General features: G+C 39.0%; 15 protein-coding genes. 10 read left to right on the top strand and 5 right to left on the bottom strand.

What is annotated here, in order from left to right:
- The first annotated feature begins 6 nt into the window (after positions 1-6).
- Both FVQ77_11240 and FVQ77_11235 read left to right on the top strand, forming a co-directional pair.
- Positions 7-1,401, top strand: coding sequence for a tryptophanase (locus tag FVQ77_11240; GenBank protein MBW8050887.1), 1,395 nt, complete (start codon positions 7-9; stop codon positions 1,399-1,401).
- A gap of 5 nt (positions 1,402-1,406) precedes the next feature.
- A complete protein-coding gene (locus FVQ77_11235; GenBank protein MBW8050886.1) occupies positions 1,407-1,619 on the top strand; it encodes an aminotransferase class I/II-fold pyridoxal phosphate-dependent enzyme in 213 nt (70 codons plus the stop codon).
- A 79-nt stretch (positions 1,620-1,698) separates the two neighbouring features.
- On the opposite strand, the gene FVQ77_11230 is transcribed toward FVQ77_11235, so the two are convergent.
- On the bottom strand, positions 1,699-4,686 hold the full coding sequence (locus FVQ77_11230; protein ID MBW8050885.1) for a T9SS type A sorting domain-containing protein: 2,988 nt from the start codon (positions 4,684-4,686) through the stop codon (positions 1,699-1,701).
- A gap of 39 nt (positions 4,687-4,725) precedes the next feature.
- Positions 4,726-4,956 (bottom strand): DUF1640 domain-containing protein, encoded by a 231-nt coding sequence (locus tag FVQ77_11225; GenBank protein ID MBW8050884.1) that lies wholly within the window; start codon positions 4,954-4,956, stop codon positions 4,726-4,728.
- A 391-nt stretch (positions 4,957-5,347) separates the two neighbouring features.
- On the opposite strand from FVQ77_11225, the gene FVQ77_11220 reads away from it, so the two are divergent.
- The 3 genes from FVQ77_11220 to FVQ77_11210 are packed head-to-tail and all read left to right on the top strand — an operon-like array spanning position 5,348 to position 8,348.
- On the top strand, positions 5,348-6,610 hold the full coding sequence (locus FVQ77_11220; protein ID MBW8050883.1) for a thiolase family protein: 1,263 nt from the start codon (positions 5,348-5,350) through the stop codon (positions 6,608-6,610).
- 11 nt (positions 6,611-6,621) lie between these two features.
- Complete coding sequence (locus tag FVQ77_11215) at positions 6,622-8,007, top strand: hypothetical protein (GenBank protein ID MBW8050882.1); 1,386 nt, start codon at positions 6,622-6,624, stop codon at positions 8,005-8,007.
- The gene (locus FVQ77_11210; protein ID MBW8050881.1) at positions 7,977-8,348 is read left to right on the top strand and encodes a class I SAM-dependent methyltransferase; all 372 of its coding nucleotides are present in this window, start codon (positions 7,977-7,979) and stop codon (positions 8,346-8,348) included. Before FVQ77_11215 ends, FVQ77_11210 begins: the two co-directional genes overlap by 31 nt.
- Before the next feature lie 7 nt (positions 8,349-8,355).
- On the opposite strand, the gene FVQ77_11205 is transcribed toward FVQ77_11210, so the two are convergent.
- Positions 8,356-8,892, bottom strand: coding sequence for a hypothetical protein (locus tag FVQ77_11205; protein ID MBW8050880.1), 537 nt, complete (start codon positions 8,890-8,892; stop codon positions 8,356-8,358).
- A 104-nt stretch (positions 8,893-8,996) separates the two neighbouring features.
- Here FVQ77_11205 and had point away from each other — a divergent pair, with 104 nt between their 5' ends.
- From had to FVQ77_11180, 5 genes are all read left to right on the top strand, one after another.
- Positions 8,997-10,058 (top strand): 6-hydroxycyclohex-1-ene-1-carbonyl-CoA dehydrogenase, encoded by a 1,062-nt coding sequence (gene had / locus FVQ77_11200; protein ID MBW8050879.1) that lies wholly within the window; start codon positions 8,997-8,999, stop codon positions 10,056-10,058.
- Between the two features lie 234 nt (positions 10,059-10,292).
- Complete coding sequence (gene oah, locus FVQ77_11195; protein ID MBW8050878.1) at positions 10,293-11,378, top strand: 6-oxocyclohex-1-ene-1-carbonyl-CoA hydratase; 1,086 nt, start codon at positions 10,293-10,295, stop codon at positions 11,376-11,378.
- Positions 11,375-12,163 (top strand): cyclohexa-1,5-dienecarbonyl-CoA hydratase, encoded by a 789-nt coding sequence (locus tag FVQ77_11190; protein MBW8050877.1) that lies wholly within the window; start codon positions 11,375-11,377, stop codon positions 12,161-12,163. Before oah ends, FVQ77_11190 begins: the two co-directional genes overlap by 4 nt.
- Before the next feature lie 93 nt (positions 12,164-12,256).
- Positions 12,257-12,691 carry an Rrf2 family transcriptional regulator gene (locus tag FVQ77_11185; GenBank protein ID MBW8050876.1) on the top strand — a complete coding sequence of 145 codons (435 nt, stop codon included), beginning with the start codon at positions 12,257-12,259 and terminating at the stop codon, positions 12,689-12,691.
- Between the two features lie 250 nt (positions 12,692-12,941).
- Positions 12,942-13,166 carry a hypothetical protein gene (locus FVQ77_11180; protein MBW8050875.1) on the top strand — a complete coding sequence of 75 codons (225 nt, stop codon included), beginning with the start codon at positions 12,942-12,944 and terminating at the stop codon, positions 13,164-13,166.
- Positions 13,167-13,170: 4 nt separating this feature from the next.
- Here FVQ77_11180 and FVQ77_11175 read toward each other — a convergent pair whose 3' ends face one another.
- Both FVQ77_11175 and FVQ77_11170 read right to left on the bottom strand, forming a co-directional pair.
- Positions 13,171-14,691 (bottom strand): oxygen-independent coproporphyrinogen III oxidase, encoded by a 1,521-nt coding sequence (locus FVQ77_11175; protein MBW8050874.1) that lies wholly within the window; start codon positions 14,689-14,691, stop codon positions 13,171-13,173.
- A 274-nt stretch (positions 14,692-14,965) separates the two neighbouring features.
- Positions 14,966-16,207, bottom strand: a complete 1,242-nt coding sequence (locus FVQ77_11170; protein ID MBW8050873.1) for an aspartate aminotransferase family protein — start codon at positions 16,205-16,207, stop codon at positions 14,966-14,968.
- Positions 16,208-16,430: the final 223 nt, after the last annotated feature.

Raw genomic sequence — 16,430 nt, 5'->3', positions numbered from 1 at the left:
ATTAACATGTTGCAGAAAACCATTATAGAACCCTTCAAAATAAAGATGGTTGAACCCATTCCAATGACCACTCCATCTCAGCGCAAAGCGTTTCTAAAAGCAGCGTTTTACAATCCATTCCTGCTAAAGTCAAAACAGGTGATGATTGACCTTCTTACCGATAGTGGTACATCAGCAATGAGTTCTGACCAATGGGCTGCTATGATGCAGGGAGATGAATCATACGCAGGGGCTAAAAGCTGGGAAAAACTCGAAATAGTGATCCGGGACTTAACCGGCTATCCCTTTATTTTACCCACTCATCAAGGCAGGGCGGCAGAACGCATATTATATGGATCTCTTGGCGGCAAAAGAAAAGTATTTATCAACAATACCCATTTTGATACTACCCGTGCCAATATTGAATTTTCAGGCGCTAAAGCTTTTGATTGCCCTATAGCTGAGACAAATAATCCCTCAATATATCATCCTTTTAAAGGGAATATGGATACAGAAAAACTAAAACAGCTTATCCAAAAGCACCGGGTTGAAAACATAGGTGCTGTCATCCTCACTATTACCAATAATACTGGTGGTGGTCAACCTGTAAGCATGGAAAATGCAAGAGATGTCAGTAAGATTTGCAGTAAGCATGGTATTCTTTTTATCCTGGATACCTGCCGGATAGCTGAAAATGCTTACTTTATCAATCACAGGGAAAAAGGATATGAAAAAAAGTCCTACAAGGAAATTGCACAGGAAATGTTTTCTCTGGCAGATGGCTGCATTATGAGCGCCAAAAAAGACGGCATGGTTAACATGGGCGGATTCCTGGCATTGAAAGACAAACAAATTGCTGATGCGTGCATTAATTTATTAATCATTACTGAGGGATACACTACCTACGGAGGGCTCTCAGGGCGGGATATGGAGGCGATTGCTATCGGCTTGCAGGAAGTATTTGATAGCGATTACCTCAAATACCGGATAAAAAGCACAAATTACCTGGGAGAAAAATTGCACAAAATGGGCATACCCATCCTAATGCCCATAGGGGGTCATGCCGTTTACATAGATGCAAAAGCTTTTTATCCTCATATACCTGTTGAGCAATATCCCGGACAGGTATTGGTTTGTGAATTGTATATCAAAGGCGGGATCAGGTGTTGTGAAATTGGTTCGGTGATGTTTGGTAAATATGATGAACATGGCAAACTCATCCCCACTGCTATGGAATTAGTGAGGTTGGCTATTCCAAGAAGAGTATATACCCAAAGCCACATTGATTATGTGATAGACATATTTGAAGAAATATTACAGGACAAAGAAACTACCGAAGGGATTAAAATAACTTATGAGCCGGAATTTTTAAGGCATTTTACGGCCCACTTTATACCAATCGTATATGAAGGAAAAAGTTAAAAAATTTGGGGTATAATGTAATTCCTTCCCAGGGAAATTTTATTTACATGTATTTTGACCGGCATGAAAACAAAGAAAGAACATTCAAGCAATTAGAAAACAAAGGAATATTAGTATGTAATTTGGATGTTTTCGGACAAGAAAATTCGTTGCGGATAAGTATTGGTGATGCTGAAACAAATAAGAAGATCGTTGAATGCCTGTATAGGAAGAAATAGGCAGTTGGCAAAAGGCAGTTGGCAATATGGTGCTCTAATTGCCAATTGCCTTTTGCTCCCGAGTACTTGGGACCAACTATTATTCAAGAATTATCTTTCTGTTGATAGTTTTCTCCTTAGTTGATAATTGTAAATTATAAATTCCTTTTGCACCTGCCTGTCCGGCAGGCAGGTAGCCACTCATATTTATTTTATTTTGATACTGGCCCGTAAAATCACTTAGATTTTCTTCATAAATTACCTGGCCTTTTATGTTAATTACTTTGAGGTTGATATTTTGCTTTTCTGTTATTTTGAATGTTACGGTGAATTCACCTGTGTTTGGATTGGGATATACTTTTAATTGATCATTGTTTATTGATGATTGATCATTGATGCCTAAACAATTATTAACTGTTACATTTTGGGAGATGCTGTCTGTACAGTTGTTTCCATCAGTATAAGTGTAGGTGATTGTGTGTGTTCCCGTGTCGGCATTGGCAGGGTTGAACTGGCTGCTGCTGATTCCTGTGCCACTGAATGTTCCGCCTGTTGGTGTGCCTGTAAGGGTTACTGCGGCATCATTAAGACAATAGCTTGTGTCTAAGCCGGTAAAGCTGACGATTGGCAATGGATTAACGGTTAGGTTAGTGGTGAATGTGCTGTCGCAGCCGTTGGATGCTGTGAATATATCGGTGTAAACTCCGGTAGTATTGTAAACACTGGTTCCCACTATTACGCTGTCACCTGCACAGATGGTGAGGGTTTGGCTTCCGGTGATGGCAGGTGGTTCAGTAATTGTTAGAAGTGCAGTGTCAACAGCGCCCAATGAATCTGTTACCACAACATAATAAATATCTGCAAACAAACTATATGCAGTGTCCGTAATTTGTGCTGATGAATCGGACCATTGCAGGGTATATGGGGGACTGCCGCCAGTTACAGTTACTGCTGCTTCTCCATCCATCCCGCCATTACAGGAAACATTTTGTTGATAAGATATTGAAGCAGAAAGAGACGCTGAAAGAATATTTACGGTCAGCGGCTCTGAAATAAAGCTGCTGATGCCGGGTCCAAAGATCATTGGGGGGCTACCAAGCGCTGTACCATAAGACCTGCAGGTATAAATTCCGCTATCAGTGAGCAGTACATTGGGAATTATTAAAAGGGTATCTGTTGCACCCGTTATCGTATCCGTTCCCCTAAACCATTGGTAGCTCAACGCAGAATCCTGGCTGGCTATGCTTAATATGAGTGTATCGCCCGTATTCAGATTAAAAGTATCGGCTGTGCCAAAAGGGTTTTGAGGGCTGTAGGCATAAGCGGTAAGTGTTAAAATGGCATCAGCTATTCTTAACTCTCTTGCATCTGAAAAGTCTAATTTATTTCTCCAGCAATAAAGCCACGCTAAGTCTGTATTGGCGAGATCTGGCAAGCTGGTAATTTGATTATCATTACAATACAATCTTTGCAAAACAAAGTGGGAAGAAAGATCAGGTAAAGCCGTTAGTTGATTATATTCACAATATAACTTTTGCAAAGAAAAATTAGGAGATGAAAGATTAGGCAAGGCGGTTAATTGATTATTATAACAATAGAGTTGTTGTATGTTTGTACTTGCCGACAGATCGGGCAAAGAGGTTAATTGGTTATCATAGCAATGCAACCATTTTAAATTTGTAAAGGCTGACATGTCAGGCAAAGTGGTCAATAGATTATTATAACAATGGAGCCATTGAATATTAAAAAACCATTCTAATCCCGTAATGTCAGCAATATTTAGACCACTGCAACTCAATAAACCCGTGATAGTAGCTGCTGAATCGGTAAGTAAGCTATCACCTATTATAAAACCGGGGTAGGTTGTATTGAGAAAATCGCGGAAGTTGATGTCTGGGATGAAGGCTTTGAGTCTTGGTCCAACGATTACTATGAAAAACTCTGAAACAAAGCTGCTGATGCCCGGATTCCATGTCATTGGCGGTTTATTTAATGCTGTGCCGTAAGACTTGCAGCTATAAACTCCGCTCTCAGCCACAGTAACATTCGCAAGTATTAAAAATGTATCCGTAGCGCCAACAATGGTATCTGTTCCCACGAACCACTGGTAGCTTAACGCTGAATCCTGACTGGCAATGCTTAAAATGATCGTATCTCCTGTATCTAGTTCAAAAGTAGCCGGTGTACCAAAAGGGTTTTGAGGGCTGTAAGTATACATGGTAAGTGTTGAAATGGTATCAGCTATTCTTAGCTCTCTTGCAGATGAAAAGTTTAATTTATTAAAATTACACCAAAGCTGAACCAAAGCGGTATTATTCGTAAGGTCAGGCAGGGCAGTTAATTTATTATTATAACAAAAAAGCTGTATCAAAGCGGTATTATTCGAAAGGTCAGGCAGGGAGGTTAATTGATTAAAATAACAACGAATCCGTAGCAAAGCAGTGTTGGTTGTAAGATTAGGCAGGGAGGTTAGCTGATTATTATAACAATAAAGATCCACTAAAGCTGTATTATTCGTAAGAGCAGGCAGGGAAGTTAATTGATTATTATAACACCAAAGCCATTGCAAAGCGGGATTATTCGTAAGGGCTGGCAGGGAGGTTAATTGATTATCATAACAAACAAGCCATTGCAAAGCGGTATTATTTGTAAAACCAGGCAAGGAGGTTAATTGATTGCCATTACAATCAAGATTCGACAAAGCGGTATTGCCAGTAAGGTCAGGTAAAGAGATTAATTGATTACCATAACAGAAAAGCCCTTGCAAAGCAGTATTATTCGTTAGGTCGGGCAGGGAAGTTAATTGATTCCAAGAACAATCAAGATTTGTAATATTAACAAAGTATTCCACTCCCGTAAGGTCAGCAATACTTTGACCGGTGCAATTCAAATTGGTCAGAGTTGCCGCGGAGTCAATTAGCAAACTGTCGCCTGAACCATCCATAAAAGTGGGATAGTTTGTATTGAGGTAAAAGCGGAAGTTGATGTCTGGGATGAAGACTTTGGACTGTGCCTGCGATTGATTATTGATTATTGCATATTGAATAATTAATAATGCTGCTGCGAATGTTAAAGTTAATTTTTTCATAATATTTGTTAAATTTAAAAGTTTTGCCTACTCTTTACATTAAACTAAAAATGCTTTTAATACAAGAGAAATGATACCTGCCAAAACTACTCCTAACATCCATTTAACTACTAATAATTCGGCTTTTAATTTTTCTATACCAAGTTTTGTAGCTAATGTATCCTGCTGATCCTCTATTTTACTTCCAACAAATGAAAAAAGCGCCTTAGTTTCTTTTTCACCAAGTTTTAGTTTTAACAGTTCGTATATATCTAATTCAGTAGTATTCATAATGCAAGGATATTCATTTTATTTTAATAAAAAAACGAACATACAATATTACAAAATATTTGTACCTAAAAATCTAAATTAAAAAGAGGAAAAGTACGTCCTATTGTGAATAAAGAGCTGCATTAAGACAATATGTTGCAAAAATTAATAATAATAGGGTCAACCAGCACCCAGTAACCAGCATCCAGTAACTGATAATTTGATGCATGATGTTAATAATGCTTACAATTTAAGTTGTTTTTTTTAATTTAGATTTTTAGGTTGTATTATATTTTGCAAGATTTTTTTATTTAAATAGCAAAACCTGACAATCGTCATTTTATTTCACTGTGATTAATACCTTCTTACCCCCTGTTTATTTCAAATACTGTTTAAATATAAGAATTTTAAAATGAATGCTTATCACGACAAACAAAAAGGTGTCGGCATCGTCTATGACGACATTTACCTCGTAAACGGAGCAAGAACTCCCTTTGGTAAACTCTGCGGGACATTGGCCCGTGTTTCACCCACAGACCTGGGCATTTTTGCCTGTAAAGCGGCACTTGAAAGGTCCGGGGTTAAAGCCGGTGATATTGACCAGGTGGTAATAGCTAATGTAGGGCAAAGCTCAGCAGATGCTTATTTTCTTCCAAGACACATTGCGTTATATTCAGGTGTAAAAGAAGAGGTTCCTGCGATCATGGTACAGAGGATCTGTGGTTCCGGTTTTGAGACCATTATCACAGGTGCCGAACAGATCACCCTGGGCAAAGCCGGTGTGGTATTATGCGGAGGAACAGAAAATATGTCATTAGCTCCCACGGCAGGTTTTGGCAACAGGATGGGCTACCAGTTGGGCAGGCCGGATTTTAAAGACATGCTTTGGGAATCATTGGATGATACTGCTGCCGGTTTCTCTATGGGCTTTACGGCAGAGAATATCTCTAAAAAGCACAATATCACCCGCGAAGAAGCAGATGAATTTGCCAAATTATCATCTGATAGGGCAATTTCAGCTATTGAAAGAGGGTTTTTTAAAGATGAGGTCGTTTCGCTGAACACTGTCGTTTTTGAAGTGGATGGATTGAAACCAAGAAAGGTCCGCCTGCCCAAAAAAGTTGAGAATTTTGTTACTGATGAAAATGTCAGGCAAACCGGTATGGACGCGCTGTCAAAACTCCACCCTGTATTTACAAAAGATGGCATTCAAACTGCCGGTAACTCAAGCGGGATCGTAGATGGTGCAGCTTCAGTTGTTGTGGCTGGTAAAAATTTTATTGCCGCTAACGATTTAAAACCATTAACTAAAGTGACCGCTTCTACTTCATGCGGTATTGACCCTAAAGTAATGGGACTGGGCCCGGTACCTGCTATCAGCTTGTTACTAAAAATAGCAGGTTTGAAAATGGAAGACATCGGACTGATAGAGATCAATGAAGCTTTTAGTGCGCAAATTATAGGATGTGAAAAAGAATTACGGTTTGATAGAAATATAGCCAATGTAAATGGTGGCGCCATTGCAATTGGACATCCGTTGGCTGCAACCGGAGTGCGACTTTCATTGACAATTTCAAGAGAAATGAATCTCAGGAAAGTAAAATACGGCATAGCTTCCGCCTGCATTGGCGGGGGGCAAGGGACTGCTGTGTTATTTGAAAATGCTAACTTATAAGAATAGTGACTATGATTTTAAATAAAAAACTATTCATCCTTGAAATAATCATCCTTTTTCAATTAACCTTCGTTTTATCAATTTGCACTAATAACAACGGGAATGAACAAACATCAACAATTAATGATACCACTGCCTTAACCAAACACTGGGAAAAAGCAATTCCTAACCAATTAATACCCAAAGGGCTTGCTTCTTTAAAAGCAAGAGATTGCGGGCAGTGCCATCAGGAAATTTATAGTGAATGGAAACAATCTACGCATGCACTCGCTTTTCAGGATTTACAGTTTCAGGCAGAATGGAAAAAAGATGGAAAAATTTTTGTATGTATCAATTGTCATACTCCTTTGCAGAATCAGCAGGAATTTATTGTTACAGGATTGATCAACGCAGATTACCGGCAACCGGTAAAAAAGAACAATCCTTATTTTGATAAAAGTTTACAGCAGGAAAGTATTGGCTGTGCAACCTGTCATATCAGGAACGGCAATGTGATTGGCACGATTGGAAATACAAATGCACCGCATAAAACCATAGCGGATAAGAAATTTCTGTCTGAAAAACTTTGTATGAGTTGTCATAATGTTGTTGATGAATTAAATCCGGTATTGGTCTGCACTTTTGAAACAGGTGATGAATGGAAGAATAACTGGGCAAGTAAAGCCGGAAAAACCTGTATTACATGCCATATGCCGGCTACTATAAGAGAAATTGCCCGCCTGCCGGCAGAAGCAGCAGTATATGGCGGGCAGGCAAATGGTTTTGATGAAAGAAGGTCACACTTTCATAATTTCCCTGGTTCAGGTATTCCTAAATTTAAAGGGATGAAGGTGAGTGGTTTAAATGGTTTGGAAATAAAATGCCAGGTGGAAACACCTGACAACACTGAAGGCACAATACGGAAAATAATTAAATATAAGCTGATATTAAAAAACAGTTTTGCAGGGCATTCTGTTCCGACTGGCGACCCTGAAAGGTTTTTTATTGTGAGTTTTAAGATCCAGGATACAGATGGTAATATTTTAAAAGAAAAACAATACAGAATAGGGGAAGAATGGCAATGGTATCCTAAAGCAAAAAAAATATCAGATAACAATTTAAAACCTCTTGAAGAAAGAGAATTCAGGTTTGAGTATCAAATTCCCCCCAGCCGCCCCCTCCCCCCCTGGGGGAAGGGAACTGGCCAATCCCTATCCCCTACAGGAGGGAAATGGGATGCAAAAGCCCCTCCCTCGGGGGGGGAGGGGGGTGCTGGTAGCTTGTTTTTAAATGTTACAGTTTCAAAACACAGGATGAGTAAAAAAAATGCTGAAATTGCAAATTTATTAGAAGATTATCCATTGTCTATCATAATTTTTGAGAAGCAATTTTTAATTACCCAAGGAAATTTACCCTGATTTTTTTGTTAATTATTAATGAATTTGATGCTGTGCTTTCAACCTATAGTACCTGCCCTTTATATGACCCAGTGGAAGGGGCGCTGGAACTTTACCGGGTAGTTAAGCCGGGAGGACGGCTCGCAGTGGTACATTCTGTTGAACCACAAAATCCTTTTATTCGCTGGCTGGCTCATGGCCTGGAAAAAATTATCTGGCTTTTCCCGCGGCTAAGCCTGGGCTGCCGCCCGGTAACAATCCTTCCTTCATTGACTGATAAAGGAGCTAAATTGATCTTTGAAAAAAGAATAGGTTTGCCGCTCATGCCGTTTCAAGTTTTTGTGGTGCAGAAACCCAAATGATCTTTGGTTAATAAATTAATAAATGATCGTCTGGTACTTTGACAAACCGCATACGGGATCTCAAGGTGGATGCCTGTGCGATCAAAGCCATATCCATTACTTCCTGAACGCTGCTGGAAAACAACATGGCAAAACCCGTTGAACGGACTGCCATCACATCGGAATGGTCACAGAAAATGGAAAGTGCATGAGAAGCAATTGAACGGGCTGCAATGTGGAAAACCGTAGGAGTTAATTCCCCGGCAATTTTAAACATATTGGGGATCATTAATAGAAGTCCCTGTGATGCAGTAAATGTAGTTGTCATGACTCCCCCCTGAAGCGCCCCGTGAACCGTTCCTGCAGCGCCACCTTCGCTTTGTAATTCCACTATCTTTGGTACATCACCCCAAATATTTTTCTTCCCCTGCGATGACCACAGATCAACAAATTCCCCCATAGGAGAGGCAGGGGTAATGGGATAAATAGCACATATCTCGTTTGTTTTATAAGCGATATGTGCAGCAGCTTCATTGCCGTCAATGATGAGCTTGGAGTTTTTTATTTGATTATGATTACCTTTTTAGTAGCGTAAAGCTAAAAAAATAAAATAGTTTTAGATATAAATATCCGAATTATTTTTATAAATTTGTGTTTTCTAATAAGTACATGAACAATAACAAAATCTACTCCTGGCAAATGACAGCGCTTAAAGAAAATTTAGTGCTTGCAGAAAAACCTATGTCTGAATTGACAGCAGGCGAGGTGTTAGTAAAAGTAGCCGGCTGTGGTGTTTGTCACACCGATCTGAGCTTTTGGTATTTTGGGGTAAAAACCAAACATGAGCTGCCGCTCACTTTAGGGCACGAGATCAGTGGTACGGTGGTTAAAGGGCCAAAGGAATGGATGAATAAAAAAGTGATCATTCCTGCTGTATTGCCCTGTGGCGAATGTGAATTATGCAAAAAGGGCAGAAGCAATATTTGCCGGAACCAGCAAATGCCGGGAAATGACTTTGATGGCGGCTTTGCTTCGCATATCAAGGTGCCTTATAAATATCTATGCAGTGTGCCTGATAAAGTGCTGGAGAAATATTCCCTGGAGCAGCTATCGGTGATTGCCGATGCAATATCCACTCCTTACCAGGTAATAAAAAAATCTGAACTGGAAGCAGGGAATCTTGCAATTGTGGTTGGAGTAGGGGGGGTAGGGATATATGGTGCACAAATAGCCAAAATAATTGGCGCAAAAGTGCTGGCGCTTGATGTTGATGATATAAAGCTGAAGATAGCTGAAGATAATGGCATTGATGCCATCTTAAATATTAAAGGCCTTGATGTTAAAAGCATAAAGGAAAAGGTTAAAGAAATTGTCCAAGAACTTGAGGTATCTCGTTACGGATGGAAAATATTTGAAATGTCAGGCACAAAAGCAGGGCAGGAGTTAGCATTCGCTTTGCTGACCTTCGCTTCAACCCTTTCAATTGTCGGTTTTACAATGGATAAGCTGGAAGTAAGATTAAGCAATCTGATGGCTTTTGACGCAAAGCTTATTGGTACATGGGGATGCAAACCTGAGTTATATCCTGAGGTGGTTGACCTGGTAGCCAGCGATCAACTCAAAATTGACAGGTTTATACAGGTTTTTCCCATGTCAAAGATCAATGAGGTTTTCAAAAATACACTGGAACATAAATATACGAAACGCCCGGTGCTGGTGCCGGATTTTTAAATATAGTTATATGGCTATCCGCAAAATACTTATAATTATTTTAGACGCAGATATACCTACACTCCAAATATTGCATGGTTGCATGAATGCATGATTAGATTCTTCCATGCATTCATGCAGCCATGCAGTTTTACAACAGAGTGCAGAGATTAAATTATACATTGATTTCATTAGGTACAAAAGCGAATACTCATTTATTGTTATGTTAATAAACAATTTTAAAACTTTAAAACTATGTTAGTAAACCACAATTTAACAGAGACAGATTACGCTGAGATCATTTTCGAAAAACGTTCATGCCTTGATAAAAAAGGTAAACTTGTGGAAGGGATTTACAATGCCTGGATCATTCTGAATAATCCCGAACAGTACAATTCATACACCACCCAAATGGTAAAGGAAGTCATACTTGCTTTCGGGGAAGCATCTAATGATCGTTCTGTGAATGCGGTTGTATTTACCGCTGCGGGCAATAAAGCTTTCTGCACAGGTGGCAACACCAAAGAATACGCGGAGTACTATGCAGGCAATCCACAGGAATACAGGCAATACATGCGCTTGTTCAATGACATGGTTTCAGCCATATTGATGTGTGATAAGCCGGTGGTTAACCGGGTGAACGGGATGCGCATTGGCGGAGGACAGGAGATAGGAATGGCCTGTGATTTCTCTCTTGCACAGGATCTGGCGCGTTTTGGGCAGGCAGGTCCTAAGCATGGCAGCGCCCCGGACGGAGGGTCAACCGACTTTTTACATTTATTTGTTGGCGTTGAAAGCGCTATGTTCTCCTGTACTGTTTGTGATCCCTGGAGCGCCCATGAAGCATACAGACATGGGCTTTTGACTGAAATTATTCCTGCCCTGAAAGTGAATGGTGGATATATTCCAAACCCTTTGGTTTACACTGATAATTGGGTAAATGAAAAAGGAGAGATCATATATGGTACATTCAAAAAAGGTGATGAAATGGCAGCAGCGAAAGAATTATTAAAATCCGGGGAAGTTGACTTATCTCTGCTGGATGATGCAATTGAGAAGTTTTGTACAAAATTAATGTACACTTTCCCGAACTGCATGAGCAAGACCATTAATTCCATTCGCAAGAAAAAGCTGGAACACTGGGATAAAAATAAAGAGACCAATCGCGATTGGCTGGCGCTCAATATGATGACAGAAGCTAAAGCCGGTTTCAGGGCGTTTAATGAAGGCCCAAAAGATAATCGTGAAGTTGATTTTATAAAACTTCGTCAGTTGTTAGCAGAGGGGAAAGAATGGAATGACGAGTTGATTGAAGCGATTTCGCCTCAGTTTCAAATATGAAACAAGAAATGTTTACAAAAATAAAACTTCACTATACGCATGACCAATCAGTCGCCCGTATCATTCTTGATGATGGCAAAGGCAATGTAATGGATAGTATAATGATGGAAGAATTACTAAAAGCATTGAATTCTTTTAAGTCAAGTAAAGGTCTAAAGCTCATCACTTTTGAGGGCGAAGGCCAAAATTTTTCTTTTGGCGCTAGTGTTGAGGAGCACAAAAAAGAGCAAGCGGCTGAAATGTTAAAAAATTTCCATGCATTGTTTTATATCATTATTGACCTGGGCATACCAACCTTAGCTAAGATTTCCGGTCAGTGTCTTGGTGGAGGAATGGAACTAACTTTGATCTGCAACTTTCTTTTTGCTGATAAAACAGCGATGGTGGGTCAACCTGAAATTGTTTTGGGCGTTTTCCCCCCGCCTGCTTCTCTGCTGATCCCATTAAAAACAGGAAATGCAAATGCTGAAGAATTGTTGATTACAGGGAATATCATTACGGCAGAGAAGGCAAAGGCAATGGGTTTGGTCAATGAAGTTTTTGAGAATAAAGAAGCTATGGAAGCAGCAGTTGCTGAATGGATTTCAAGACATATTATTCCCAAAAGTGCTTCATCTTTACGATACGCAGTTAAATCTTCAAGAACGGTCTTTAACCAGGTCATTATGGAAAAACTCCCGGTGCTGGAAGTGATGTACGTAAAGCAATTAATGGAAACAAAAGATGCAAATGAGGGAATTAATTCATTTTTAGAAAAAAGGAGGCCTGTCTGGGAAAATTGTTAGAAGGGAATAAAGGAGTATTCCCCGATAGGATCGGGACAGGCAGGACAATTCGCAATAATTTTGTAACTTTGTGCCTCACTTCAATCTAAAACTATGTTTTCCCGTTCATGTGAATACGCCCTGCAGGCTGTTTTGTACATTACACTACATAGTAGCAATAAAGCAGTGGGTTTAACCGCAATTGCAAAATCGCAAAAAATCCCTGCTCATTTTTTAAGTAAGATACTTCAATTGCTTGTAAAACATAAAATCTTAAACTCTACCAAAGGACCAAATGGAGGATTTAACCTTAATGTTGCAGCTAAAAGACTTACTTTATTGGAAATTGTAAAGATCGTTGACGGATTAGACATATTTGATAAGTGCGGCATAGGGCTCAAAACGTGTTCGGACAAAAATCCCTGCCCGATCCATAACGACTTTAAGATAGTAAAAAATAAGATCCGGCAGCTTTTGTCAGAGAAAACCGTGGCTGAATTATGTGAGGATGTGAAAAATGGGAGCGCTATTGTAAATTTGAAGGGTTAATAAATTGGTAAATGACCTCTAAAGAACAGGCATATAAAACTATATCTCAACTCGTTGAACGCTTTGATGAAAATATTGATATTTACAAAAGAGGTGACTACAATGAAACTCAAACCCGGGTAGATTATATTGACCCTTTCTTTGAAGCATTGGGTTGGGATGTCCACACTTAATCTTGTATTGGTATCAGGGTGAAAAAAAACTTTAAATCAAGATTCCAATTGCGTATTAATTTATAAAATTTCTTATCATGATATCTCAAACTATTGATCTTCCCGAAAAATTCTCCAACTACCTGCTTGAATTGCCTGAAAATGGGATGGGGTATCAGTTTGTTAAAGTGGTTCTGAAAAGTGGAAAGATATTGCGCAATCTGAAGGTATTTAATTCTTCTGTAATTGTAGTTGATGCCAACCCCCCTGTGAGCAAAGATGATATTGAGAAGGTGGAACTGGAAAAAAGCAAACCGCAGTAACAATTTATATTGTACTACTAAACAATTTCTCTTTCGGCTTTTTCTTCCATAATCTGGCATCCAGGGCCATGCAAATGTTTCTTATAAATGGTAGCCCTTTTTTATGAACAATTAGATTTTTTGAGTTAATGGTAATTAATTTGCCTGCTTCCATCTCTTTTAACCTATCCAATCCTTCATAAAGTGATGGATGCCGCAGATTGGTAGATTCCCATGAAGTTTCAAAACGACACATGAGATTTAAAATGTGTTTTCGCAATATCAGATCTTCTTCATTGAGTATATGACCTTTGAAAATTGCTAATTCCCCCTTTTCAATTCTATTAGTATAATTTTCCACTGTCTTCTCATTTTGAGCAAACCCATTCCATGTGTCACTGATAGAAGATGCGCCCAATCCGATTAAAAGCTTTGTAGTTGCTGGCGTATATCCCATAAAATTCCTGTGTAAAGTTTTATTTATTTTTGCTTTGTAAAGGGAGTCATGCCTTAGAGCAAAATGATCCATGCCGATTTCATGATATCCTGCATGCTCAAGCAGTTCCCTGCCAATTTCATAGATCCTTCTTTTCTCAAATTCATCGGGTAAATCTTTTTCAGTAAATAGCCTTTGTCCTGACTTTAGCCACGGTACATGGGCATAGCTATAGAATGCGATTCGGTCAGGTACTAGTTTTTTTACTTTACCAACAGTTTCAATGATCGATTTGGTGTTCTGAAGCGGCAGGCCGTATATCAAATCATAGTTGATGGATTGATAACCAATTTTCCTGGCCTCTGACGTGACTTTTTCAACCATTTGAAACGATTGTATCCTGTTAATGATCTTCTGCACTTTTGGGTCAAACTCCTGGATTCCCAGGCTTAACCTCCTGAATCCTAAATCGAAAAGAACTTTCAAATGTTCATCAGTAGTATTGTTGGGGTGCGCTTCAAAGCCAAATTCACAAGCCCCCCCTAAATCCCCTCCAAAGGGGGGGACTTCGCCATCCTCTTTCCCTCCTGGTGGGGATAGGGGTTGGCCAGTTCCCCCCACTTTGGGCCTGTCCCGCCCGCCTGCCAAAACGTAGTGGCGGGCAGGTACCTTTGGTCGGGAGGGATTAAAGGGGGGCTTGGCAATTTTAGCTTTTGATAAAATGCCTTCTATTAGTTTTTTTAGATTTCCAGGGCTAAAGAATGTAGGCGTTCCACCTCCCAAATGTATTTCCTTGATTAGAGGTACTACATTAAAAATATCAAGGTATAATTCCCATTCTTTTAAAAGAGTCTTTATATAGGGCTCCTCAACTTGATGGTTTACCGTAATTCTTTTATTACAGGCGCAGTAGGTACATAGATTTTCACAATAAGGCAGGTGGATGTATAAGCTGATCCCATTGGGCTCGTTGAATCTCTCAAAAGTATTGTTAACTAAATATTTCCATTCATCCTGGGTTGGGGCTGTCTCATTCCAGTATGGCACTGTTGGATAGCTTGTGTAACGAGGGCCGGGTTTGTTGTATTTTTTTATTAAATTTATATCCATAGAAAATGTTCAATGAATCTTTGTGGTATTTTTTTGTTTTCAATTGAGGGCTTGCCGAAAAATAAGTTCCGATTTTTGCATCACAACTTTGCCACATCTTTGACTTATCCTCAATCGCAAAATCCTCAAAATAACGCTGCTATTCCTGCGGTTTTGCTCAATCGGATAAGCCAAATCTGTAACAAATTTGTGCGCAAAAATCTGGAACTTATTTTTCGGTAAGCCCTGAGTTTTGCAAAGCCTCCTTCAATTTAGTTTTTTTTCCAAAGGCTTATCATGTATCAGCCCAGCTTTTTAAATCCGAAATAAATGAGTCCAGCACACCTTGCTTTACATGACCCATCATCACGATCTTCCACCATTGCGGGATCCCTTCAAAAGTATCTGCAACCAGGTGGTATTTTTTTGCAAGCTTTACTGAAATATCTTCAGCCTTGATAGCAATAATATTTAAGAATGGACTCCTGAAAAACCTCACGCCTGATTCACTGAGTTGATTACACAGATGAGTAGTTCTATCCATAAGCTTTGAGATCTTTACCTTCCAGCCGTCAGAACCGTGAGTTCTCAAAATCATCCATACTGAAATTGCATTGGCTCCCGAACGGCTGCCACACAACGTATAATCTTTGCCCTGAATATACCGGGCTTCTTCTGTGCACACATATTGCATGAATCCTTTCCGGATAAGGAATATTCCTGTTCCGAAAGGAGCCTGAAGCAACTTATGAGCGTCAAGAATGATTGAAGTGATCTTTGGGTTTTTAAAAGTGTATTTACTTTCAGGATTGGTAAAAGGATAAATAAAACCTCCAAAAGCTGCATCTACGTGAACTTTATAATTCAGATTTTCAGAATAAAAAAAAGTGGTGATGCTTTCTATATCATCAACAGAACCAAACATAGTGGTCCCCATATTTAATACTACGATGAAATATTTAGTACCATTTTCAACAGCTTTTTTTATAGCATTTTTAAGTAAAACTATTTCAATCTTCCTGTTTATTTTGTTAACTTTTAGTTCAATGGAGGTTATATTTAATACATTGGCCGCTTTGGGCAGTGAATAGTGGCTGTCTTCAGAATATACCAGGGTTATTTCACGCAAATTCGCACCGTATTTTTTTATAAAATAATTTCTATAAATCCAGCATGCCTGGATATTGCCTTCCGTACCCCCTGTCGCCACGTACCCATCAATGGTATCAGGTTCTCCTCCAAAAATTTCCTCAGCACATATCCTGATAAGGTCAACTTCGATTTGTTGTGTTCCTTTAAAAATATGTTCAGATTGAGATGATGATAAAGTATGGCAGCCTATGTGATTCGGATTAGCTATCAATGAGGTAAGAAAAGGGGCATCTTGCAAAAAAGGAGCATCATCATAAAACTCTTCTTTATCAAGGTAAGAAGCGGGAATTCCAAGTACGGGTTCTGTTTTGTAATTAGAATTTTTATTAATTGCTTTAAAAATTACATCCTTAATTTCATCATGTGATAAATGATCCCAATACATAATGAACAAAAATACTAAGATATGCAGTGAGAGAATAATGATGAGGATCAGGTTATAAATTGATCCTTGTCAGGTTTTATTTTAATAATAAAGTTGAGTCCACTCTAATAAGTCCAAAAAATAAAAATGCCACCAAATCACAAAAACACTAAATCCCACAAAACCCTGAAAATCAATTAGTTAATTTTTAGTGGGATTTTGTGTTTTTGTGCTTTTGTGGCAA

It is taken from the genome of Cytophagales bacterium (genome assembly GCA_019456305.1).
Taxonomy (GTDB): domain Bacteria; phylum Bacteroidota; class Bacteroidia; order Cytophagales; family VRUD01; genus VRUD01.
Note: the sequence above shows the minus strand (reverse complement) of the source record. Positions and strands in the feature narration are given on the sequence as shown.